This is a genomic window from Acidobacteriota bacterium, from assembly GCA_028875575.1.
In the GTDB taxonomy this organism is placed as follows: Bacteria; Acidobacteriota; Terriglobia; order Versatilivoradales; family Versatilivoraceae; genus Versatilivorator.
In genome coordinates, this window is sequence record JAPPDF010000085.1 from 1 (window position 1) to 23,825 (window position 23,825).

A 23,825-nucleotide genomic window follows, 5' to 3' on the forward strand; every position below is an offset into this window, starting at 1 on the left:
GGAGTCGCAGAAGCCGAGCCGCAGGCGAAGGCTGATGCGGAGGGGGGCATACGCGACGCCGCAATCTTGTGGCTTCCTGAGTTGCGGCGTTTGTTTCAAATAAGCTCGAATCCTGGAAAAAGGAGCGACTCATGACCCATCGCCGTTCGTTTTTGGCTTCAATGGCAGCGGGGGCCTGGCTGCCTGCGGCCGTTTCTCAGGCCCGGGCCGAACCCTCCAGGCCCGCGGCTCGAAAGATTCGCGTGGGGGCGCTAAACGTGGGGGAGTACACCTTCTGGGGAATCTGGGCCGACATCCTGGCTTCCCAGGGACTGTTCGGCGGCGGTCTGCTCAACATGGAGATCACCCACTGCTGGGATGTGAACCCCAAGCTGGCCCGCGAGTTTGCGGACAAGTACGGCTGCGTGGCGGTGGACCGTTACGACGGGATGCTGGGCAAGGTGGACGCCATCGGCTTCGGCGGGCTCTACGAGGTGCCCTGGCAGCACCGCCTGGCCTGGCCCTACGTGGAGGCGGGGGTGCCCACCTATCTGAGCCGGCCCTTCAGCTACCGCCTGCGCGATATCGACGCGATCCTGAACCTGGCCGCCAAACAGGGCACGCCGCTGATGGCCACCAGCGTGCAGGAGCACTACTACCAGGCTTCCTACCTCAAGGGCCGCCTGGGCAACGTGGGAGTCATCAAGGGAGTTCACGGCCTCTGCTTCACCGACGAATATCCGGCCCATTTCCACATTCAGTGGTTCATCCTGCGAGCCCTCGGTTACGAGGTGGAGAAGGTCTCCCTCTTCACCGACGACGAGCGCAAGGCTACCTACCTGCAGGACACCATGCTGTTCAAGGGGAGGGAAGGGCAACCCCCCTTCCTGGCCGCCCTGCACGGGGTTTCCGGCACCCACCATCTCTACCTGAAGGTCACCGGGGACAAGGGAACTGAGACCATCACCATGGACCGCAGCCCGGATCGGAGGGAGACTCTCTACTACTACTTCGCCCCTCAGCTCATGGACATGCAGCGAACCTTCCAGGGGGACAGCTACCAGCCCTTCGACGTCATTCGCAAGAAGACCCAGGTGTTTCTGGCCGGCTACTACTCCTACCTGGAGAGGAACGGAAGTCTGTTCCCGGTGGACGAGGTGCCGATGGACTGGTCCCCCCGCCACTTCCGGCCCGGCTGGATCGACGAGTCGATGTTCTCCGCCAAATCCTAGCCGGAACCGTAGCCGACCGAGAGCTCGATTCGGCTCACCCTCACCGGTCGATCGGCGCCCGGGCGGCGCTGCTTGAGGCGCAGCCGGAGTTGGTTGTCGCCCCGGGTCAACCGCGCCACCGGCACCTGCAAGCGCAACCCGTCGAAGTCCATATCCAGCCGTCGCCGGGGGGGGAATCCCAGGATTCCCTGACTCGGGGGGATGACCAGGTGGCATTCGATCCGTGCCAAGTCCTCCACCGCGTCCAACTCCTCCGGTTCGAGGAGGCGGCCATTGAGCGTTAACTCCAGTACGTCTCCCGGCAATCCTTCCAGGCCGACCAGCAGCTCGGCCCGGCGGGGGGGGCTGGATGCGGAAGAGATCTCGTCGGCGATGGGCAGGGTGACTGTTTGGGACGCTCCCGCCCTGCCCAGGGTGAAGGGAAGCGGGGCCGCCTTGATCATGGTGTTGAATCGGACCGAATCGTAACGGGGGGAGCGGCCGGTTCGGTGGGCCTCGAAGCGCTGCACCAGGGTGTAGCGCTTGTCCTTGTCCCTGAGCAGGGCCGGGTCGGCAATCTCCCCCAGCAGACGGCTGCGCCACTTCCCGTAAAAGAACCAGTTGAAAGTGTAGAGTCCGTCGGCCCCGCCCCGCCAGAGGTTGGCGGCGCTGCCTCGAATCGCCTCGTCGGGATACAGGGCATATCCGTTGCCAAAGGGATAGAGGCTGGGATAGATGGGCAGCCGGCGGTCGCCCATAAGCTCTCTGAACCCGGATAGGCCCCGGCTCTCGGTCAGCCCCTGACCCAGAATCAGAGTGTCGGCCAGCCCCTCCCGGATCCAGGTCGGGACTTCGAATCCTCCTTCCAGGCACCATTCCACCCTCTCGGGCACCCGTACCGCGATCTCGATGGGGCGGCCTCTTATGGCCGCCTTCTGCCGCAGACTCCGCCTCACGGCTCGCATGAACTCGGTCAGATACTTGCCCTTTTCACGCTCCAGGCCCCGGGGGAAATAGAAGGTGTGCCGGAGCCAGTCGAGCTCGATGCCGTCGAAGTCCCAGCGATCGAAGAACTCCTCGATGACTCGGAGCTTCAGCTCCCGGACCGGAGCCACCTCGAAATTAAGGGCGCTCCACCAATCCAGATCGGGAACCAGCCAGTCGGGGTTGATTCTCTTGAACGTGGGCAGCTCGGGGTTGGGAAGCGTGCCCCGGGGGTGCTGCCCGTCGTGGATATCGTTCATCCGGAGCGACACAAAGGCCCTCAACCCTCTCCGGCGACATTCATCCACGATGATCTGAGGCGGGTTATGGCCGGAGTCGGCCAGGCTCTTGGGGTTCAGGTACTGGTCCTTGGGATCGACCTCGATGCCTCCGTGCCAGGTCCTGCTCTCAGGGAACTGGAACCGGTCGGCCTCGCCGGGCCATTCCAGGACGTTGCTCTGGTACTCGGCCACGTTGCCGCTGCCAAAGCTGAAAAGCAGGGTATCGACGCCGCTGTTCTCGATGGGAGTGAAGACCAGGTCGGTAAATTCCCTCCGGCTCAAGGGTCCGCTGTTTTGAGGCAAGGCGGCGCGCCCCCAGCAGTGAATCATGGATCCATCGCAGTTGAACAGGAGCCGGCCAGGCCTGGAGCCGCGCCCCTGACACCTGCTGGAATCGGCCAGGGAGGCCAACCCTCCGGCTCCCGCCAGGAGAAAGCGGCGCCGGCTGATCGGAAAGTCGTTGGGGAGGGACATGGACCTATTTGAAACAAACCGGTTTCGCGCTGCTTGCGACGGGGCAAAAAGAGTTATCCACGAAGACACACCAAGGACTAGAAAGGGACACGAAGAAAAACTGAAAGGAATCTATCCCTATTCGTGTTCATTCGTGTCCATTTGTGGTTCATCTTCAAAAGAGATTGGCAGTTTCTTCCTCGAACGATCTACCCGCCAGGGCGGGGGTGGAACTTACCGAAACCAGTCGTAGTTGAGCCCCAGAGAACGGTCGGACAGGGGAAGGTCGACTCGAGCGCCCCCCTTTTTGGAAGACTGCTTGAGGGCGATCTCCACTTCCAGAGCCACGGCCACTCGGCGTCCCGAGTTTTTGGGCTCGTCCAGCCGGCCCTCCATGCAGTCCACCACATCGGCCAGGCTGTAGACGGCGCCGTAGGGAGGGACGAACTGGGGGGCGGGCCAGGGCATCGGAACCCGTCCGTTTCCCGCCGGCGTCTTGGCCTCCTGCCAAAGCTGCCAGCCGGGAACGAAGGAAAAGGTCATCTCCCCTTTGCTGCCGCAGAGACGGACCCCGGGAGCGCCCCTGCGGAAGTGGACCACCCGGCCGTTGTCTGTCACCATCATTCCCTGACCCCTGAACTCGTCGCTTCCGGATTCTCTTCTGGACTGATCCCCGGTCCCGCACACCCAGGCCGGCTGGCCGTCCAGAAAGTAGGACCAGTTCTGATGTTGAGCCCCGGGGCCTGAGGCCTCGATGGAAACCAGTTCGCCGATGGCCCCCCGCTGCACCAACTCCCTGGCCCTGGCAAAGGAAGGGTGGGTGGTGGTGATGGCGCCGCAGTTGAGAGCGACTCCCCGCTCGGCGCAGGCCTGGACCATACGGTCGGCTTCCGCCAGAGTATGGCACATGGGTTTCTCGGTGAAGATGCCCTTGGCCCCCAACTCCGCCGCCTTGGTGGTGAGAAAGGCCCGACCCTTGGTATTGGTAGCCACGGCCACGATGTCGAGCTTTTCCTTTGCCATCATCTCGACACCGTCGGTATAGAGGGTCTGGATGCCGTAGCGTTGGCCAAAGGCCTCAAGCCGTTTCCTGTCGCGGTCGGCTCCGGCCACCAGTTGCACTTCCGGGCGATCCCACAGCGCTTCCGCATAGGAGGTGGGGAGCCCTTCCGTGCCGGGGTGGTCGTGGTGGTGGAACCTTCGGTGGATGTCCAACTCGGGCGTGGGCCGGTTGGCGTCATCCACGTCGAAGCGATCGGGAATGCGCTCCGCCAGGTCGTAAAGCAGTCCCATCCAGCCCAGGCCGATCACCCCGGCACGATACCTGGCCTTCCCGGGGCCCGGTCCGGAAGTCCCGGCAGCAGGAGGCGTTCCCACCGCAAGGCCGGCAGTCAGTGCTGTTTGAAGAAAGTGTCGTCTCCGCATGGCCTTCCCCCTTCCGGTCTGCGGGCGACCGATGCCGGAACCGGATGCCGGCCGGCTCCCCCTGGAATCGGACGGCGGGGCATCGGGAATTTGCCCGCTCAAGAGTATGGTTCAGAGTGCCCGGATCGAATGCCGTCATTCTATGAGGGTTGGCTTGTTCTGTCGATAGCGATGGCATTACACTATAGTGACTTATTTTCCGGGTGGGGTGCGAGTTGTTGAGACCGATCTCAATCGGGGTGGTTCTTTTCACCGGGTTGGCGGCCCTCACAGGCACGGCTGAAGACACCTCGTCCCTCTTCCGGACCCAGATCAAACCCATCCTGGAGACCCGCTGTCTCTCCTGCCACGATTCCCGGACCCACAATAGCGGCCTGGTGCTGGAAACGCCGGAGGCCATTCTTCGGGGAGGCGCTCTCAACGGCCCCTCCGTCCTGGCCGGCAATGCCGAGGCCAGTCCCCTGATCCAATACCTTCGGGGTGAGAAGCAGCCGGCCATGCCCCTGGGAGAGCCGCCGCTGCCGGAGGAGGAGATCGCCCTGATCGCGGCCTGGATCGACCGACTGCCGCCCCCGGCAGACACTGGTCGGAGTGAGGGTGCAGCCTGGCCCTTCACCGAGTTGAAGCCGCCGGCCATCCCGGCAGTCCAAAACCGGCAGTGGGTGAGAAACCCCATCGATGCGCTGATCCTGGCCAAGTTGGAGACGCAGGGGATGGAACCGGCGCCGCCGGCTTCCCGGAGATCCCTGCTGCGGCGGGTTTATTTCGATCTGATCGGCCTGCCGCCTTCCCCTGAGGCCATGGTCCGGTTTCTCGAAAACCCGGCCGAGGACGCCTTTGAGCAGGAGGTCGAGAAACTGCTGCGCAGCCCGCACTACGGGGAGCGTTGGGGCAGGCACTGGCTGGATCTGGTTCGCTACGCCGATACCGAAGGGGGCGGTCCCGACTATCCCCGTCCCCACATCTGGCGCTACCGGGATTACGTCATTCGCGCCTTCAATCAGGATCGTGCCTACGACCGCTTTGTCAAGGAGCAGCTTGCCGGCGATCTGTATGCGGTTTACGGCGCCGAGGGCAGGCTCGGCCTCGGCTTCCTCAACCTGGGGGTCGTCGGAGAGGACGCCGGGCGGCAGAATCTGCTGGTCGATCTGGTCACCACCACCGGATCGGTTTTCCTGGGGCTCACCCTGGAGTGCGCTCGCTGTCACGACCACAAGTACGACCCCATTCCCGCTCGCGACTATTTCCGTACCGAGGCCTTCTTTGCCTCCCTCACCGTGGGTGAGGCCGACCTTCCCTTTACACAATACGAGGGCCCGAGCCTCGATCCCGAGGCATGGGAGCGGCGTGCCAAAGCCTGGCAGCAGGAGCTGGACCAGCGCAAGGAACTGAAGGAGAGGACCACGGCGGAATTTCTGAAGCGCCTGGAAAAGCCATTCCACCTGGTTGGGGGGCAGGACCTCAAGGACGGGGTGGTGCCGCCGAGCGATGCCGGCGAACTGAAGACCGCCCTCAATCGAGGGGTTCTGTTCACCCGGCAGGAGCGGGAACTCTATCGCCTGATCGAGAGACAGAACACCGCCTACGGCAACGTGAGCCACCGCGATTACTTCAAGTCCAGGGTGCACACCGCCTGGGAGATCCAGAGCGGCTATGGAGCTCGCCGGCCTCACCCCGCCATGCCCACCACCTACCTGCTGCAGGGCGGCAACCCAAAGGCCAGGGGGGAGGCGGTGCAACCGGGATTCCTGAGCGCCGTTGAAGCCGGTTTTCCGTTCAAGAGCGAGAATCCCAGACAGAATCCCAGGCAGACGCTGGCGGAGTGGATCGCTCACCCCGACAATCCCTTGACGGCCCGAGTCATGGTGAACCGAATTTGGCAGCACCATTTCGGCGAGGGACTGGTGCGGACCGCCAGCGATTTCGGACGGAACGGATCGGGGACCCTCCACCCCGAGCTGATCGATTTTCTGGCGTCTTATTTCGTCCGGAACCGTTGGAGCATCAAGACCGTGCATCGGCTGATCCTGCAGTCCAATGTCTACCGGCAGTCGATCCGGAGCCCCCGAGCCGAGGAGTACCGCTCCCGGGATCCCGACAACCGCTACTTCTGGCGGAGCAATCCGCTGAGGTTGGAGGCCGAGGCGATCCGGGACAGCATCCTGGCAGTCAGTGGGGAGTTGAATGCCACCATCGGAGGACCGGGGTTCTTCCCCAAGGTCGAGGAAGACCTGCTGTGGGAGGGAGGGACCTGGTGGAAACCCTCCAGCCGGGAGGAAAGGAACCGGCGCACCGTCTACATGTGGCAGGGACGGTCCTTTCAACTGCCCATGATGAACGTCTTTGACGGAGCCAATCTGAACGAAAGCTGCTGGAGGCGGCAGGTGACCACCGTCGCCCCCCAGGTGTTCGCCTTGTTCAACAACCCCTTCGTGCACGAGCAGAGTCGCAGGATGGCAGGCAGGATCGTTCGAGAGGCGGGATCCGACCCCGAATCCCAACTGAAGCGGGCTTTCCAGTTGGCCCTGCAACGCGATCCCACGCCCGGGGAACGATCCCGCGGCCTGGACTTTCTGACCCGGCCCCTGACGGCCCGACAGACACCCGTCGAGTTGGCCAAAGGGCCGGCGGCCGCTCCGGGCGTGGGCTCGGACGCCTCGCCGCGGCTGCCGCTCTCCGCCGGAGACCAGGACCGTCTGGCCGATCTCTGCCTGGTTCTGTTGAACATGAACGAGTTCATCTTTCTGGAGTGAGGCTTCGCCGGAGTCGCCGGGCTTTCCCCGGGAATCCTGAAGGAAAGAACGCGGGAATCCAAACTCGGAAGACAACTCATGAAGAATCTCAACTACGAATATTGCGGTCGGTTCGAAGCGGCTGACCCTTCCCTGGGTGCGCTGGGCCGCCGGGATTTCCTCTATCGCCTGGGGCGTGGTGTCGGAGGCGTAGCCCTCTCCTCGATGCTGTTCCGGGAGGGCTTGCTGGGCGCCGGCGCAAACGGCAACCCGCTGGCGGCCAGGGAGGGCCACCGCCCGGCCCGGGCCAAGTCATGCATCTTCCTGTTCATGGCCGGCGGTCCCAGCCAGATGGACACCTTCGATCCCAAGCCGTTGTTGAACAAGTACCACGGCACCCCGGCCTTCGATGGCGCCCAGCAGCGCACCTCCGGAAGAAAGCTGCTCTACGTGGGAAGTCCGTTTCGCTTCAGCAGGTTCGGCCGGTGCGGCACCGAAGTGTCGGACATGTTTCCCCATCTGGCAACCTGCGTGGACGACATGGCGGTGGTGCGGTCGATTCACACCGACTCCGACGCCCACTCCCTGGCCACCTTTCTGATGAATACCGGGGAAGCTCTGCCCGGCAGTCCTTCGCTGGGTTCCTGGACGGTCTACGGGCTGGGAACCGAGAATGAAAACCTTCCGGCCTTCGTGGTGTTTCCGATCAGTGGAACCGGGGGTTTCGGAGGTCCTCAGAACTGGTCCAACGGGTACCTGCCGGCCATCTACCAGGGAACCCCCCTCAAGTCGGAGGGCGTTCCCATCGTGGATCTGCAGCCCCCTGCCGGAACCACCGCCGAACAGCAGGAAGCCAATATCCGGTTGCTGAATCACTTCAACCGGCCCTACCTGCAAGAACATCCGCTGAAGAGTGACCTTTGGGCTCGCATGAAGAACTACGAACTGGCCTTCCGCATGCAGATGACGGTTCCGGAAGCCCTGGACGTGGACAAGGAGCCGCCGGCCATTCGGGAGCTGTACGGACTCGACAACAAGATCAGCGAGCCCATGGGCAGACGATGCCTGATGGCACGACGCCTGGTGGAGCGGGGCGTGCGCTTCGTGCAGATCTACTCCCGGGGCTGGGACTCCCACCAGGACATCGCCGGCCAGCACCGCCTGCGGGGTCTGGAAACCGACCGGCCCATGGCGGCCCTGTTGAAGGATCTCAAGCAGCGGGGCCTGCTGGATCAGACCCTGGTAGCCTGGGGAGGCGAATTCGGGCGCACTCCCCAGAGCCTGCCTCTCAACTGGAAGGCCCCGGGGCGGGAACACAACAAGACGGCCATGCCCATGTGGTTCGCCGGAGGCGGCGTGAAGGGAGGCACGGTTGTGGGGGCCACCGATGAGCTGGGCGAGAAGGCGGTCGAGAATCCCTACCACCTCCACGATCTGCACGCCACCTTCCTTCACCTGATGGGTTTGGACGACATGCGCCTGACCTACTACCACGCGGGCAGGTTCAAGCGCCTCACCGACCTGGGCGGCAAGATCATCAAGGAGATGGTCTAGTGTCCTGTAACAGCCATCTTTCGCGCAGGGGGTTTCTGGAAGCCGCGGTGGCCACCGCCGCCTGGTCGCACGCGGGTTGTTCGCAATCCGGCCAGGTGACCTCTCCTCCGGTCAAGCTGGGCAGTCTTTCCCCCAGGGGCTCGCGGCGCATCCTCTATGTGAGCGACCCTTCCAGCATCGCCCGCAGGCACCTGCCCGATCCGGTATCCGAGCGGGACCTCAGGAAATGGGTCGACACTTTGGCCGCGGCGCAGGTGGATCTGTTCATTCAGGAGGCCTACACCCAAGGGTGGACCACCTACTGGCGAAGCCCCGGGTTCGACTATGACGCCAGACCCCAGCACCGACGCTTCCTGCCTCTGCTGGATCGAGGGAAGCAGCCCCTGGGGATCCTGCTGGATCAATGCCGCCGGCGGGGCATGACCTTTCTGGCCGGTCTCCGCGTGAACGACAACCACGGACACGTTTCCATCCGCCAGGGCGTGGGAGCGGGGGCCTCCTTCCTGGTGGACAATCCCCAGTGGCAGATTCGGGAAACGCCGCCCGGTCCCTACTACGCCTTGAGCACTCCCTTCGATTTCACTTTCGACCCGGTGCGGGAGTATCTCTTTTCGGTGACCGTCGGGTTGGTCGATCGTTTCGACGTGGACGGCCTGGAGCTGTGCTTCCGGGATCACTTCTACTTCCCTCCCGGCAAGGGGCCAGAGCGTAAGGACCTGATGACCGGGCTCGTGAGGCGCATTCGACGCATGCTCGATGAAAAGGGAAGGGAAAGAAACAGGAAGCTGCTGCTGGGGGCGCGGGTCTTCCAGACCCTGGAGGAGTGCGACACCATGGGGCTGGACGTGCCTGCCTGGATCGCGGAGGAGCTCATCGACTACATCTCTCCCGCAGACACCATGTACTGCGAGCCCAATTTGCCCCTGGAAGCCTTTTCCCGGCTGACACGCACCGGTCCCTGCCTGCTGTACCCGGGGCTGCTTCCCTGGAGCAGCATTCGCATGAGGCGCCGCCTGGGGGGGCAACCCATCACCCTGGACCAGCAGAGAGCCCTGGCCATGAACATGTACGGCGCCGGCGCCGACGGCATCTTCTTCTACAACCACTTCGTGCCCCTCTCATGGGAGCCTTTCTACCCTCATATGCTCCGGGGCCTGGCCGAGACCCGGGAACCGCGGGACCTGGCCCGGGGCAACCGCCACTATGTCTTCGAGCCAGTTTGGGCCGGGTGCCTGGGGTTCGGCGTGGACAAGACCGCTACCGGGGCGGTCAAGGCGGACAAGATGGTACTCAAACGGGGAACTCCGGGGAGTGACGGGAAATATCGATTCCGGATCTGTGAGCACGTCGGGCGCTCCCGCGGGGCCTCGTTGCTGTTTCGAGCCTATCACGCCGTCGACGGAGACCGGTTCCAGGTCCGGGTCAACGGAACGCCGGTACCCGATTCACGGCTGCGAAGACGCAGCGACGAGCGACGCTCGGACCTGAAGGCCATCGTGGATCCCAACTCCACCAGCAGCTCCGGCCTGCCCCCGGTGCCCGACCTTCCCGGTCCCTTCTCCACCTTCTGGTTCGATCTGACCGAGCCCCCGGCGCAGTTCGGCGACAACTGGCTGGAGGTGCGGCTGACCGACGGCGATCCGGACCAGACCCGGGACATCCTGATCGACGAAGTGGAAGTCTTCGTCAGCGCCTGAGGGGTAACGGAGAAATCCACGAAGGGCCACTAACCCCGGATTTAGTCTCCAGCAACATTTCTTCCATTTGCTCATTTCATTGAGCATTTTGCAAAATTCGCAACGGGGCAGGCCATCTTGCCGGCAGACCTGAGGTTCTGCCTCTTTCAAAATCGGGTGCGACCTCGTGAAAAATGCTGTCTAACCACAAAAAGCACAAAAGTCACAAATTGTGTTTTTGTGCCTTTTGCGGCCATTTCCGGCAAACAGACTACTGCCGAATTTTGCAACAGGCTCGTTTGAGTCTCTTCCTGTCCATTCGTGGTTCAGTCCAAAAATGATCGGCTGGTTTTCCTGGAATATTGCGAACGGCAAGGCCGTGGGCTTCTTGCTTTGCCTGCTCCTGGCCGTTGGACTCACCAGCTTAAACCCGACCGATGCGGCGCCCGATGAGTTGCTGATCTTTCATCAGCAGCGACGGGTTCGGCTGCCCCTGGTTTCCGTCGAAGGTCGGAGCTATGTCCCCATCCTGGATGTCCTGCGCATTCTCGACCTGGCCTATTCCGAGAGCGGCTCGGCGGGGTTTCTCCGGATCTTCGCCGGCAGGGACGTGGTGGAGTTGACTCGCAACCGCGTGCGGGTTCGATTGAATCGGAGCTCGATCGGCCTGGCAGCGCCGGTCCTGTTTCATGAAGGCCGCTGGCTGACTCCGCGTGGCTTTGTTCCCGATGTACTGAACCGGGTGCTCAAACCCGCCATCAGGGTTTCTCCCTCCGGGAATCGATGGTTGACCGGAGGCCGGGATTTCGTTCGAATCAATCTCAGCGCCAGCACCACCGATGAGGCCAGTCGATTGGTCGTTTCCCTGGTAAACGCCGGAGAGATCCGGGTCCGTGGCGAGGAGCGCCGCATTCTGTTCCTGCTGGGCGCATCCCCGATCGATCCGCCCGGAACGGAGGTCATCTCCTATCGGGATGATCGGATCGCTGGGGTCTCGTTTGAAGAAACCGGCGATTCGAGCCGGCTGGTGGTCTCTCTGGCAGACGAATCCGTCCAGACTCGCCTGACCCGGTTGGCCGGCCAAAATGCCTACATGGTGGACGCATTCCGGCCAACCGTCGAGGACTCGACAACGGCTGGGGAACCAAGGCGGTCCTTCCGGCGGACAAGGCGGCCCCAGGCTTCCGGTTGGAGGCGAATCACCATCGATCCAGGACACGGGGGCGCCGACCGTGGCATTGTGGTGGGGGAGGGTGTCTACGAAAAGGATGTCACCCTTTCCATTGCTCGCAAGGTGCGTTGGGTGCTGGAAAGCAGGCTGGGAGTGGAGACGGTATTGACTCGCGGCCAGGATCGGACTCTTTCGCTGGAAGATCGCGCGCGGGAGGCCAATCGCAGCCGCTCCGATCTGTTTCTCAGCATACACCTGGGAAACAGCGCCTCGCCGATTTCTTCCGGAACCTATGTCTATCTGGCGAAACTGCCCCCGGGGGAAGTTTTTGCGCCGGAAAGGGGCGAGGGCGCCGCGTTCGAGCTGGTACCTTGGGATCGAGCCCAGGCGGCCGTGCTCCATCGAAGTTTCCATCTGGCCGAAATCTTGCAGGCCGTCACCAACGAGCGCTTCAACGGCGGCGCCCCGCTGAGCTTTCGGCATGCGCCCTTGAGGCTGCTGTCGCCGCTGGCGATGCCGGCAGTCCTGTTGGAGCTTGGAAACGTGAAGCAGGACGAGTTCAGGGAAACGGTGCTGACCGAACCCTTTCAAAACGGCGTGGCCGTAGCCGTGCTGACAGCCCTGCAACAGTTTCGCCCCATCGATGAAGCGACCATGGCTCGCTAAGGAACAGGACACTACCTATGCCTCGCCATATCAGGTTGGGTATGATGGTTCTGGTGCTGCTGCTGGTCGGGGGAGCTGTCTACTTCATGAATCTGCAGCGTCAGGTCCAGCGATTGGCCGGCTTGCCTCCGGAAGCGCAGGCGCCCGCACTGATGGACGAGCCGGCGTTCGAAGCCACCGCGCCCCGGAAAAAGGTCGTTCTCTTTTTCGCCTCCGGCGAGGTGGACGGCCGGCTGGAAACGGAGGAACGCGACATCTACGCTTCCGAAGAGGTCACCCTGGAAGCGAAGCAGATCCTGGTGGCCCTGATCAAGGGTTCGCTCTCCGGTCACCTGCCGGCGCTGCCTTCGGAAACCCGGTTGCGGGAGGTCTATTGGGCTGACGCGGGCTTGCTGGTGGTGGACGTCACCGGGGAGGCGAGTGTCCGGCATCCCGGGGGGATTACGGGTGAAGTCTCCTCCATCTACTCGGTGGTGAATTCCCTGACCTATAATTTGCCGCCGGTGAGCGAAGTTCAGATCCTGATCGACGGAGCCGAGGCCGACACCCTGGCGGGGCACATCGATCTCAGGAGACCGCTGCCACAGGATCTGAGCATGACGGCACTGCAAAACGGGAACGGTGATCCGGCGATCAGCGAAGTGCAGAAGTATTGAAAGGAACCCTATGCGCACCGATGGGCGGGAGAGCAGGGAGCTGCGCCCGGTAACCATACAGCCCGACTTCATTGCAGGGGCCGAGGGATCGGTGCTGATTGCGGTGGGGAAGACCCGGGTCATTTGCGCGGCCAGCATCGAAGATTCGGTGCCGCCCTTCCTGCGGGGAAAGAATCGGGGATGGGTTACCAGCGAATACGCCATGCTTCCCAGGGCTACCGATACCCGTACCCCTCGGGAATCCAGTCGCGGCAGGGTCTCGGGCCGGACTCACGAGATTCAGCGCTTGATCGGCCGCTCGCTGCGGAGCGTCACGCGCCTGCAGGATCTGGGAGAACGGACCGTCTGGGTGGATTGCGATGTAATCCAGGCGGACGGCGGGACCCGCACCGCTTCCATCACCGGCGCCTTTGTGGCGCTGGCTCTGGCTCTACAAGGACTTGTGGAACGAGGAACCCTGCCGGTCCTGCCGATCAAGGACTATGTGGCAGCTACCAGCGTGGGTGTCGTGGCAGGAACGCCGTTATTGGACCTCAACTACGAAGAGGATTCCCGGGCCCAGGTCGATATGAACGTAGTCCAGACGGGCGACGGCTCGCTGGTGGAGGTGCAGGGGACGGCTGAAGGAGATCCCTTTTCCCGCCAAGCCCTGGGCATCCTCATGGATCTGGCTGCCGAAGGCATAGCCCGACTGGTCGAGATCCAGAAGAGCCTGATCCGGTTCTGACCAAGTTGTAACCGGCTTCGCATCGCTTCGTCGGCGCATCCCGAAAGACCTGCAACGTGTCCACCGAGCCCAAACCGACTCGCCGCTGGTCGCCGTCTTCCCTGGGGCCCCGGTTGCTGGTGGCCACCTTCAATCGGGGCAAACTCAGGGAAATGATGTCGTCGCTGGCGATGGCGCCGGTCGATCTGGAATCTCTGGAGGCGGTTCCCGGGGTGACGACGGCTCCGGAAGAGGGAACCACCTTCGAGGCCAACGCCCGCCAGAAAGCGGTCCACTACAGCCGATATACCGAGCTCCCGACCATAGCCGACGACTCGGGGCTGCTGGTGGATGCGCTGGGTGGCCGCCCGGGGGTCTATTCCGCCCGCTACCTCAGCGCGCAGGCCAGCGACGCGGAACGTTGCCGCAAAATCCTGGAGGAATTGGACCAGGTGGAGGATGCCAGGCGGACGGCCCGATTCGAGTGCTGGATCGCGCTGGCTCGGCGAGGGGTGGTGCTGGAGGTCTTTCGAGGGACTCTGCCGGGCGTGATTGGACGCGATCTACGGGGGGACAATGGATTTGGCTACGACCCCATTTTCCAGGTTCCCGAGCGGGGCTGTTCCCTGGCGGAATTGAGTCCGGGGGAGAAGTTGAGCATCAGCCACCGTGGCCGGGCCCTGCGAAAACTGCGACAGGCGCTGTTCGGGCACAATCTCCACGCCCGCTCCATCTCTTGACAGCCGGGTGCCCATCGGCTAGCTTGGGTGGTTCGGCAAACCGGACGGGGCGTAGCGCAGCCCGGTAGCGCACCTGCCTTGGGCGCAGGGGGTCGGAGGTTCAAATCCTCTCGCCCCGACCAGTTCTTCCGATGGAAAATGCGGGCTTGGGTCAATAGAGAGCGATGGGCCGGGAAGGCCCGGGCTCCATGGCCACGATGGTATCGCCTCTCCATTCCACTTCGAAGGGGTCGGGGAATCCTGGAGCCCGCTCCCGGGTCCGGCGACCAGGTTGATCGAAGGTGACTGTGACCTTGGACCCCTTGGCCAAAGGCCCCAGGTCGAGGATGGCTCCCTCCGGTCGGATCTCTTCAGGATTGCCGGTCCCCTGCAGCCGCACCGTTTCCGCCGGGATCCAATCCGGCAGTCGAACCCTCACCCGCTCCTCCTGAAGCGCCTCCAATCGCAGCCAGCCGGACCGAGGCACCTGCGAACGCACCCGGAGCCAGGGGGTGTCGGTGCTGAACAGCAGGTTCACCCACACTCCCGATTCCTCCCTCACCACGCTGGCCTGGTAGGCTTCGGCCAATGACTGCAGCGCTCCGCCCATCAGATCGGTGTTGTAGGAGTGGTAGGCGTTGGGCAGCGTGAAGGCGAAGGCGCCCCGGGCCCGGTCCCGAATTTTAGCGTAGGCGTAGTCCCCGGTGTCGGCCAGGGAGGATTGCGGAATCCAGTCGGTTGTCACCACCTGGGCGGCCAGCAAGCCGTTGCGAATCATTCGCTCGGCGTCCTGAAAATAGTGGGGGAGCCCGCTACTGCCCAGCAGCAGGGCGGCTTCCACGAAGTCGCCGGTATTGTTGGCCTCCCCACGGCCCGGCTGATCCGTCCTGCTCTCCTTGGCCCAGCCCCAGGAGGTCCGCCAGCGCCGCAAGCCGACGTCGTAAAGCAGGCGTCCCATGTTCAGGTATCGCTGCTCGCCCGTGAGCAATCCCAGATCGATCAGCGAGGTCATGGTTCCCTCCGAAGAGTGCAGGTGCTCGCCGGCATCCGGCGTCAACTCGCCCTTGGAGGTGAAGCAGGCCTCGATGTTGGCCTCGGCGAAACGCACGGCCAGATCGACCGCCAGGGAATCGCGGGTGGCTCGAAAGTACTTCACCAGGGCCCCGATCAACCGTCCCGAAGTCTGATTGAGCTTGCGGGTCGGAGAGGGGATCCAACCCTGCTCCGAGTACCTGTCCGAGGGAAAGGAACCGGTGGCCCGGGTCACCTCTTCCAGCCTCCTCACAAATCGTCGGGCCAGTTGGATGGAGGGCTCGGATCCTTGCCACCTCCGGAGACCCAGCAACCCCAGCAGGACCTCGCGGGAGTGGTGCAAGGCAGCCGTCCGCTTGCCGTCCGGGCCGGGCAGGGTGTCAAAGGCCAACCCGGAGGGATGGTCGACCGACTCGTGCAGCAACCGCTGCAACCCTTCCACGGCTTCGCGGTCGGCGGGCAGATCCAGGATCGGGGAACAGACGGCCAGCGCATCCAGGAAGCGTCCCACCATGTGGGGTGAACCCCAGTACTCGTGTCGGGCCCAGGTGGGTTCCTCGGTGAGGTTGAAGCGGACGTAGGGAAGGCATCCGCGACTGCGGTTGATGGCGCTCCTGTAGATGTGCCGCACCCCCAGCAGCATGTAGGAACGCAGGTCGGCGTCCTGGAGGCGCCAGGGGTTGAGCCTGGTCTGGTTCTCACTTCCGCCCGAAGGCAGTGGTCCGGCTGCCGGGGCGAGCCGGGTGGCCATCAGGGTCAAGCCGGTCTGGGCAAGCCATTCTCGACGTTGCATCGTGTCATTCCCCAAGGGGCTTCCCGCCCCGGCGCACGGGCCTCCCCGCGGGAGTTCCATTGGCTATCGGCAGCTTGTGCGGGGGAGGTGTGCCGAGGCTGCCCTACGGCTCATTATTGTGGCAAACTCCGGGTTTTTCAACCGGGGCATTGAGCCCGCCCGCCGGCGTTCTGACGCCAGGGCGGCCGGTGTTGTCGGACCAGCTCCTTGTTGATAGAATGCCGGACGAGTTTCCGGCGGCGGAGGATCGCCTCTCCAGTCCGCTCGGAGCGGTTGTCCGGAACCCCGGGCTTTCCCTCCTGCACCGGGAACCATGCACGAGTCGATGAGATACGTCTGGCTGCCATTCGGAATCTTCCTCTGCGCGCTGCTGTCGCCGACTGCCGATTCGGTGGCCCGGGCCGGACAAGTGGTGAAGACCGATCTGTTTGTTGCCGGTGAAGGCGGGTACAAGCTTTACCGCATTCCCGGAATCGTAGTCACCCCCGCCGGCACCGTCCTGGCCTATTGTGAAGCCCGCAAAGGGGATTCCGGCGACTGGGGGACTATTGACGTGATGTTGCGCCGCAGCACCGATGGAGGGAAGACCTGGCTGCCCCGCCGGCGTTTGGTGCATGTGGAGGGCAACCAGCCCCTCAACCCGGTGGCGGCTGCCCAGAAACTTGACAGGCCCGGAGAAAACACCGTCAACAATCCGGTGGCCATCGTCGACTACCAGGACGGCAGCCTGCATTTTCTCTACTGCCTGGAGTATATGCGCTGCTTCTACATGCGCAGCCGGGACGAGGGAGCCACCTGGACAGAGGCTGTCGAGATCACATCCACCTTTGACGCCTTTCGGTCCGAGTATGACTGGAAAGTCATCGCCACCGGACCCGGCCACGGCATTCAACTGCGTCATGGACCCTACGAGGGACGGCTGGTGGTTCCCGTTTGGCTTTCACTGGGCACCGGAGAGCACGCCCATCGCCCCTCGGTGGCCTCGACCATTTTCAGCGACGATCATGGAATGACCTGGCAGCGGGGCGAGATCGCGGTGCCCGACACCCCCGACTCCATCCACCCCAGCGAGACCATCGTGGTGCAACTTGGCGACGGCCGGGTGATGCTGAACACGCGCAGCGAGTCGAAGCAGCATCGCCGTCTGGTGACCGTCGGTCCCGACGGGGCCGGCGGTTGGTCCAGGCCGCGGTTCGATGAGGCATTGCTGGAACCCATCTGCATGGCCGCCATCGTGCGCGTCCGCCGTCCCAGGGGAGCGCAGCCGGGGCTCATCGCATTTTCCAACCCCCACAACCTCTCCCGTCGCCTGGGCGGGGAAATCGCCGGGCGTCCTCGAGACCGGGTGAGGATGGCCATCAAGCTGAGTCACGACGAGGGCCGAACCTGGCCGTACCACCGCATTCTGGAACGGGAATTCAGCGGCTACAGCGATCTGGCGGCACTGCCCGATGGCACTCTGCTCTGTTTCTATGAACGGGGCAGCACCGATGGAAAGAACAACTACCGCCCCGGGCGTCTCACCGTTGCCAGCTTTGACGAGGAGTGGGTCCGAGCGCGGCCGTAACGCGGAAACCGCCGCCCCCCGGCGCGAATCGGGGGTAGGACGGTAACAATCGATCCTTCACTGCTACGGAGTCGGGAGCGTCAGGTATGAACAGAAGAGAGTTTCTGGTTGGCGGAGCCGGGGGCGTTTCGGCTTCCTTGCTTTCGCGGACGAAGGCAGCGGCTGCTTCGCCCGAACCGGCCGATCGAAGCGATCATCGCTTCAGGCTCGGCATATGGCTCAGCGAACTGAAGTTGCCGTTTGCCCAGGAGTTGGACGCCGCCAGGGAGCTGGGTGCGGAATACGTGTGGTTTGAAGGCTCCAGACCGGGTGGCGACTCGGGCATACCCGGGGGCGAGCCCTGCATCGCCACCATGAGTGACGCCGAGGCCGATGCCATGGGTGAAAGCGTCGCCCGGCGTGGCCTCAAGCTCTATCAGATTTGCGCCTACCGTCCCTTTCACAACACCCGACTGGTCGGGCTTACCCCGCACAATCTGTTCGAAGATGCTGAATTTCGCAGTGAATTCGATGGGCTGGTTCGATCCATGCAGATTGCCGCCCGGTTGGGGGTCGGAGCCGTGCATTGCTACGGTTTCTGCTGGCCCGGAGAATGGTCCGCGGGCCAGGGGAGCTGGACAAAGGCGCCGACCTGGCCCATGAAGTGGTTGACCCGGGGCGGCGTCATCGCCGAGGTCGACCTGCGCAAGCTGGTGGCCGCCTTCACCCTGATTCTGGAGCAGGCCGACAAGTACGGCGTGGAGGTCGTGCTGGGGATGCGGCCTTTCCATTACATGAGTTCGACCGGAAACTTTCGGCGGCTGGCGGAAGAACTCGGTTCTGACCGGTTGAAGGTCCAGTGGTCTCCGGCGGACAATGTGCTGATCGGTGAGTGGGATGTCGCCACAGCCGGTTTTACCAATCTGCGGCCCTATCTGCACGGGTTGCATTTGAAGGACGTTCACGTGCATGACGGAGTCGAGGGGCAATTCGAGTGGCGGCCTCTTGGGGAGGGGTCGGTGGGCTATGCCGAGGTGCTTGCGAATCTGCGCCGCCACCGGAGCCAGGCCGTTCTGATGGTCGCCAGCCATTTCCGTCCTGCCGGAGGCACCAACCTGGATGCGATGAGGATCAACTTCGGCAAGATTCAATCTCTCATACAACAGATCGAAGAGGGGGGCTGACCGTCCTATCGCGCCGGCCAGTTCTTTCGGTGAGACTCGCAGATCATTGGAGAGCGATGGGCCGGGAGGGACTGGGGTCCATGGCCACCATGGTATCGCCTCTCCATTCCACCTCGAAGGAGTCCGGGAATCCCGGACCCCGCTCTCGGGTACGGCTCCCGGGCTGATCGAAGGTGGCTGAATCCTTGGACCCCTTGGCCAATGGATCCGGATCGAGGGTGGTTGTCCGCCGTTGGGTCTTGCCGAAACCGCCGTCTTGGTTGACCCGCAACGTTTTCGGCGCAGCTCTGAGCCACCTTCCAACGAATGCTTGATCTGGAAGCGGCTCCGCAGTACACTTCCGCAGTTTGAGACTGCGGCACAGTCTCATTTTGAACACCTCCTGGAGCCTGTGTGCGGAAGGGGGTGGACGATTCGGGAAAGGCGCCTGCAGGGTGGGGCAAAGCCCCGACGGGCAATCGCCTCCGCCATTAAAGGCGGTTGAGTCCCCAGGGAATTCACAGTTCGTCGGGACCTGGCCGACCGACGGTTACAAGTTCGATCGATCAAGAGGGAGGTACGACGACCGCTTTATCGGACGCCGCTTGGACGGGGGCAACGGGCCGGAGCTGACCGGCGAGCCCATTGACGATTGGCTCCCGCAGGTCTTGAAGGAAGCCCGTATTCCCGATCTCGCGTATACCGGTGAAATGGCCGCCGTGAGTTGGTTCGAAGTGATCGCGCAACGCGATCGGGAGGAATCGTGAAATACACCGGTCCGAAAGTCCGTCTGTCAAGAGCGCTCGGAGTGGCGTTGACCCCCAAGGGGCAGATCGCCCTGGAGAAAAAAGCTCAGCGCCCGGGGCAACACGGGGTTCGGCGTCGTCAGATGTCGCCGTACGGTAAACAGCTGCTCGAGAAGCAGCGGCTCCGTTTTCAGTACAACGTTCACGAACGGCAAATGCGGAACTACTACAAGAAAGCCTCTCGCTCGAAAGGGGCGACCGGCGACAACCTCATGCGTCTTCTCGAATCCCGGCTCGATGCGGTGGTTTACCGCACGGGATGGGCGCGCACCATCTACGCGGCAAGGCAGTTTGTCAACCACGGACACGTGGAGGTGCAAGGCGCCCGAGTCGATATTCCGTCCTACTCGGTCAGGCCCGGTCAGACGGTGAGCATCCGGGACAAGTCGCGCAAGCTCCAGTGTTTTCAGGAGGGCGCAGGCATCGACAGCTCGCCGTCCTATCTGGAGGCCGCGGAGTCCGGATTCGAAGTAACGAAGGTTCGCGAGCCGATGCGTGACGAGATCCCAGTGATCTGCGACGTGTTGCAAGTGGTCGAGTTCTACTCCCGCTGACGCCGGCGAGTCTGTTTAGCCCTCAAAAAAGTGTGCCTTCCAGCCGGTGGCATTGGTGCGTGGCGGTATTTCGAGTAGCTCCGGTTGTCCTGCCGGGTAATGATGCTGCAACCCTGTGCCCACGAGTCCCACGGCGGGAACACTTGCCGAATTTGTCTCGACGCTTGATTCGGCGTGGTGTGGCAATGGTTTTGACCACAATTTCCAACCCACCCTGTTGTACGGGACTGGGCTGAATTTCACGATACGTCCTGACCGGCCCAATCCGCGACGACGAACAATAAATTATTACCAAACTGCACTTTGTGGAGAAATGTGGACCATTGGGGACACCGCTGTAACTCTTTTGGGTGTTCACCCGCATTTCTTGGTGCGCCACGGCGCGTTCGGGGCGCCGGCAATTCCTCCTTTGCGCGTGCTGCCTCGACCGGAGTGGATGCTTCGCTCCGCACTCGCGAGCACGGGCTGGGGGGAAGAGGACCGACCAGAGCGCGCCCAGTGCACTCTGCAGACCGAAGAGGGGAGTTGACTGTTATGCCCGACTGGAAAACCCAAAGCTGCCAATCCGTCCGCCAGGTGTCGGTATTGTCGTCCGCTGAAGTCGATTCGGCTCTGGCGCAATTGCCGGGTTGGAACACCAGCTCGGATGGCAAACGCATTGTGCGCTGCTGGAAGGTGAAGCATTTTGTGGCCGGCATCGAGTTCTTCGGACGTGTGGCCGAGCTTGCCGAAGCTGAGGACCACCATCCGGATCTGCATCTGGAGGGCTACCGGCAGGTGAGGATCGAGTCCTGGACCCATTCGGTGGGCGGCATCTCGGTCAAGGACCTGATCCTGGCGGCCAAGATCGACGAACTTCCGGTGGAGCCGTTCGAGCCCTGAACTTGAGTCGCATGTCTCTCTCGGGTCCTCACCCCGCGAGGCAGGTGCAAGAGTGGGTTCCTGCTCCCGGGCCCCGGTTTGGACTCTGTCATGAAAGTCGCCACCTGGAACATCAACGGGCTGCGTGCGCGGTTCGATTTTCTCCTGCGCTGGCTGGAGGACCGTCAGCCTGACCTGGTTGGACTGCAGGAGTTGAAAATGGCCGAGGAGCGTTTCCCTTTCGAGGCATTGAAGGCGCGGGGCTACCACGCGTTGGTTCATGGCCAGAAAGCCTGGAACGGTGTAGCCATCCTGAGCCGCCAACCTCCCGGAGTCCCGGAAAAGGGGCTACCCGGAGAGGAGGCAATGGGTGCGCGCCTGATTTCGGCCGAGGTGGGCGGGTTGAAATTCACCACACTCTACTGTCCCAACGGCAAGAGCGTGGCCCATGCCGATTTCCCTCGCAAGCTCACCTGGCTGGATTCTCTGGCCAATCATCTGGAGGAGCGATGGGATCCGTCTGAGCCCGCCGTTCTGTGCGGGGATTTCAATATCTGTCCCACCCCCCTGGATTCCTGGAATGAAGAGGAATTCAGCGGGAAAATTTTTCATACCAATGAAGAGAGGATCCGGTTTGGGCGGCTGCTGGAGTGGGGCTGGCTGGACACCTACCGCGAGCTGTTCCCCAGGGAGCAAGCATTCTCCTGGTGGGACTATCGGGCGGGGGCCTTCTACAAGAATCAGGGACTGCGGATCGACTTTCTGCTGGCGACTCCGGTGTTGAAAGAGAGGATCAGGTCGGCCGGCATAGACCGGGAATATCGAAAAAAGAAAGAGGGGCTGACCGCCTCGGACCATGCTCCGGTCCTGGTTGAGCTCGGCGCCTGACGGTGACACGATCAAGCCTATGAACAACCACCAACTTCACAACCGCTTGAAGGAAATCGCCACTCGCCTGCGGGTCCGTTCCCTGAGGGCGACGTCCGAAGCCGGCTCGGGGCACCCCACCTCCTGTCTGTCTGCCGCCGACCTGGCAGCAGCCCTTTTCTTTCATGTCATGCGGGTCGATTTCGAAAACCCGCTCAGCCTCGACAGCGACCGTTTCATTCTATCCAAGGGACACGCGGCTCCTCTCCTGTACGCCGCCTGGGTGGAGGCAGGTCTGATCGAAGCCGACCGGATTCTAACCCTGCGGCGATTCGGGAGCGACTTGGAGGGCCACCCCACGCCCCGGTCGAAGTGGGTGGATGTGGCCACCGGTTCACTGGGGCAGGGTCTATCGGCAGGTGTGGGGATGGCCTTGAGCGCCAAGTTCCTGGATCGGTCCGGGAGCCGGACCTTTGTGCTGATGGGGGATGGCGAGAGTGCCGAGGGGTCGGTCTGGGAAGCGGTGGCCATGGCTGCCCACTACCGCTTGGACAACCTGGTGACCATCGTCGATATCAACCGCCTGGGGCAGAGTCAGGCGACCATGCACGGTTGGGACGTGGAGGCCCATGCCCGGAAGTTCGCCGGATTCGGCTGGCATGCCGTCTCCATCGACGGACACGACATCGACCAGATCATTGGGGCCTTTGAAGAAGCGGACGGGGTGGAAGACCGCCCCACGGCCGTGCTGGCCCGGACCGAGAAGGGGCACGGAGTATCGCTGCTGGCAAACCGGGATGGATGGCACGGCAAGGCCCTGAAGAAGGGAGATCAGCTCGACGCGGCCCTGGAGGAGCTCCCGCTGAATTCGGCTCCCGAGCCCTTTCGCGGTTCCGGGGAAGCCGAAGTCGCCATTGGTCCTCAAGCCCGCCTGAGGGAACCCGATTTCAAGAGGGGCGATCTGGTAGCCACCCGGGAAGCTTATGGCAGCGCGCTGGTCAAGCTCGGAGAGTGTTACGACAACGTGGTGGCTCTGGACGGCGATACCAAGAACTCGACCTTCTCGGAGAAGTTCATGCAGGTCTTTCCCGATCGCTTCTTCGAATGCTTCATTGCCGAGCAGAACATGGTCGGCGCCGCTGTTGGCCTCTCCAAGAAGAACAAGATCCCCTTTGCCTCCACTTTTGCCGCTTTTTTCGGACGCGGCATGGATCACTTGCGAATGGGGGTCATTTCCCAGGCCAACATCAAGTGCGTCGGGTCTCACTGCGGCGTCTCCATCGGTGAGGACGGGCCTTCTCAGATGGGTCTGGAGGATCTGGCCATGTTCCGCTCCCTGCCCGGTTCGGTGGTCTTCTATCCTTGCGACGCCGTTTCGACCGAGCGGGTAGTGGCTCTGGCCGCCGAGCACCGCGGCCTGGTCTACATTCGTACCAGCCGGCCCAAGACGGCCGTCCTCTACGACAACCGGGAGGTCTTTCGCGTGGGTGGCAGCAAGCTGTTGCGGTCCTCCGAAGGGGACCGATTGTTGCTGGTGGCTGCCGGGGTGACCCTCCACGAATCGCTGAAAGCCCACGACCAGCTCCTGTCCGAGGGAATCCCGGTCGGGGTGATCGATGCCTACTGCGTCAAGCCGGTGGACGAGGCAGGCCTGGTCGAGGCGGCCACTGCCCGTGGGAGGACCGTGGTTGTGGTGGAAGAGCACTACAGCGAAGGGGGCCTGGGGGATGCCGTGCTGAACGCTGTGGCCAATCACGATATCAGCGTCCACAAGATGGCTGTTCGCGAGGTTCCCCGCTCAGGCAAACCCGGCGAGTTGCTGGAATACTACGGTCTCAGCGCCAATCGGATTGTGGCCAGGGTGAGAGAGCTGCTTGACTGAAACATCCCCGTTCGACACTTTATGAACCGTCTCGTCGTTTGGGAAGGCGGCGAGCCTTACCCCCCACCGCATCAGCCTTCGCCATTCGGCGCTGCTTTGCGGCGCCGC

At 63.0% G+C, this 23,825-nt stretch carries 19 protein-coding genes and 1 tRNA gene; 16 read left to right on the top strand and 4 right to left on the bottom strand.

Translation table 11 applies throughout. The features are described from left to right. The first annotated feature begins 131 nt into the window (after positions 1-131). Complete coding sequence (locus OXI69_13370; protein MDE2667133.1) at positions 132-1,211, top strand: hypothetical protein; 1,080 nt, start codon at positions 132-134, stop codon at positions 1,209-1,211. On the opposite strand, the gene OXI69_13375 is transcribed toward OXI69_13370, so the two are convergent. Together OXI69_13375 and OXI69_13380 are read right to left on the bottom strand one after the other, a co-directional pair. After that, positions 1,208-2,929, bottom strand: a complete 1,722-nt coding sequence (locus OXI69_13375; protein ID MDE2667134.1) for a glycoside hydrolase family 18 protein — start codon at positions 2,927-2,929, stop codon at positions 1,208-1,210. The genes OXI69_13370 and OXI69_13375 overlap by 4 nt on opposite strands. Before the next feature lie 213 nt (positions 2,930-3,142). Further along, positions 3,143-4,333, bottom strand: a complete 1,191-nt coding sequence (locus tag OXI69_13380) for a Gfo/Idh/MocA family oxidoreductase (protein MDE2667135.1) — start codon at positions 4,331-4,333, stop codon at positions 3,143-3,145. Positions 4,334-4,551: 218 nt separating this feature from the next. Here OXI69_13380 and OXI69_13385 point away from each other — a divergent pair, with 218 nt between their 5' ends. The 8 genes from OXI69_13385 (at position 4,552) to OXI69_13420 (ending at position 14,356) form a co-directional block, all read left to right on the top strand. After that, on the top strand, positions 4,552-7,086 hold the full coding sequence (locus tag OXI69_13385) for a PSD1 and planctomycete cytochrome C domain-containing protein (protein ID MDE2667136.1): 2,535 nt from the start codon (positions 4,552-4,554) through the stop codon (positions 7,084-7,086). A 78-nt stretch (positions 7,087-7,164) separates the two neighbouring features. Continuing rightward, positions 7,165-8,619 (top strand): DUF1501 domain-containing protein, encoded by a 1,455-nt coding sequence (locus OXI69_13390; protein MDE2667137.1) that lies wholly within the window; start codon positions 7,165-7,167, stop codon positions 8,617-8,619. After that, a complete protein-coding gene (locus OXI69_13395; GenBank protein MDE2667138.1) occupies positions 8,619-10,316 on the top strand; it encodes a hypothetical protein in 1,698 nt (565 codons plus the stop codon). The genes OXI69_13390 and OXI69_13395 overlap by 1 nt, the downstream gene beginning before the upstream one ends. A 316-nt stretch (positions 10,317-10,632) precedes the next feature. Then, positions 10,633-12,132 carry an N-acetylmuramoyl-L-alanine amidase gene (locus tag OXI69_13400; GenBank protein MDE2667139.1) on the top strand — a complete coding sequence of 500 codons (1,500 nt, stop codon included), beginning with the start codon at positions 10,633-10,635 and terminating at the stop codon, positions 12,130-12,132. 17 nt (positions 12,133-12,149) lie between these two features. Next, positions 12,150-12,788, top strand: a complete 639-nt coding sequence (locus OXI69_13405; protein ID MDE2667140.1) for a GerMN domain-containing protein — start codon at positions 12,150-12,152, stop codon at positions 12,786-12,788. 10 nt (positions 12,789-12,798) lie between these two features. Continuing rightward, positions 12,799-13,515: a ribonuclease PH gene (gene rph / locus OXI69_13410; GenBank protein ID MDE2667141.1), complete on the top strand. Its 717-nt coding sequence runs from the start codon at positions 12,799-12,801 to the stop codon at positions 13,513-13,515. Positions 13,516-13,571: 56 nt separating this feature from the next. Further along, complete coding sequence (rdgB, locus tag OXI69_13415) at positions 13,572-14,234, top strand: RdgB/HAM1 family non-canonical purine NTP pyrophosphatase (protein ID MDE2667142.1); 663 nt, start codon at positions 13,572-13,574, stop codon at positions 14,232-14,234. Between the two features lie 45 nt (positions 14,235-14,279). After that, positions 14,280-14,356: transfer RNA gene (locus tag OXI69_13420), tRNA-Pro, on the top strand. A gap of 29 nt (positions 14,357-14,385) precedes the next feature. Here the strand turns inward: OXI69_13420 and OXI69_13425 are convergent. Then, positions 14,386-16,038, bottom strand: coding sequence for a glycoside hydrolase family 127 protein (locus OXI69_13425; protein MDE2667143.1), 1,653 nt, complete (start codon positions 16,036-16,038; stop codon positions 14,386-14,388). Between the two features lie 325 nt (positions 16,039-16,363). Here OXI69_13425 and OXI69_13430 point away from each other — a divergent pair, with 325 nt between their 5' ends. Next, entirely contained in the window at positions 16,364-17,605 is a 1,242-nt protein-coding gene (locus OXI69_13430) for a sialidase family protein (GenBank protein ID MDE2667144.1), read from the top strand. 86 nt (positions 17,606-17,691) lie between these two features. After that, positions 17,692-18,768 carry a TIM barrel protein gene (locus OXI69_13435; GenBank protein MDE2667145.1) on the top strand — a complete coding sequence of 359 codons (1,077 nt, stop codon included), beginning with the start codon at positions 17,692-17,694 and terminating at the stop codon, positions 18,766-18,768. Between the two features lie 43 nt (positions 18,769-18,811). On the opposite strand, the gene OXI69_13440 is transcribed toward OXI69_13435, so the two are convergent. After that, complete coding sequence (locus OXI69_13440) at positions 18,812-19,039, bottom strand: hypothetical protein (protein MDE2667146.1); 228 nt, start codon at positions 19,037-19,039, stop codon at positions 18,812-18,814. Between the two features lie 163 nt (positions 19,040-19,202). On the opposite strand from OXI69_13440, the gene OXI69_13445 reads away from it, so the two are divergent. From OXI69_13445 to OXI69_13465, 5 genes are all read left to right on the top strand, one after another. Continuing rightward, positions 19,203-19,514, top strand: a complete 312-nt coding sequence (locus OXI69_13445) for a hypothetical protein (protein ID MDE2667147.1) — start codon at positions 19,203-19,205, stop codon at positions 19,512-19,514. Then, complete coding sequence (gene rpsD, locus OXI69_13450; GenBank protein ID MDE2667148.1) at positions 19,511-20,107, top strand: 30S ribosomal protein S4; 597 nt, start codon at positions 19,511-19,513, stop codon at positions 20,105-20,107. Before OXI69_13445 ends, rpsD begins: the two co-directional genes overlap by 4 nt. 534 nt (positions 20,108-20,641) lie before the next feature. Further along, the gene (locus OXI69_13455) at positions 20,642-20,989 is read left to right on the top strand and encodes a 4a-hydroxytetrahydrobiopterin dehydratase (GenBank protein MDE2667149.1); all 348 of its coding nucleotides are present in this window, start codon (positions 20,642-20,644) and stop codon (positions 20,987-20,989) included. 90 nt (positions 20,990-21,079) lie between these two features. Next, entirely contained in the window at positions 21,080-21,856 is a 777-nt protein-coding gene (locus OXI69_13460) for an exodeoxyribonuclease III (GenBank protein ID MDE2667150.1), read from the top strand. A gap of 19 nt (positions 21,857-21,875) precedes the next feature. Further along, positions 21,876-23,717, top strand: a complete 1,842-nt coding sequence (locus OXI69_13465; GenBank protein MDE2667151.1) for a transketolase — start codon at positions 21,876-21,878, stop codon at positions 23,715-23,717. Positions 23,718-23,825: the final 108 nt, after the last annotated feature.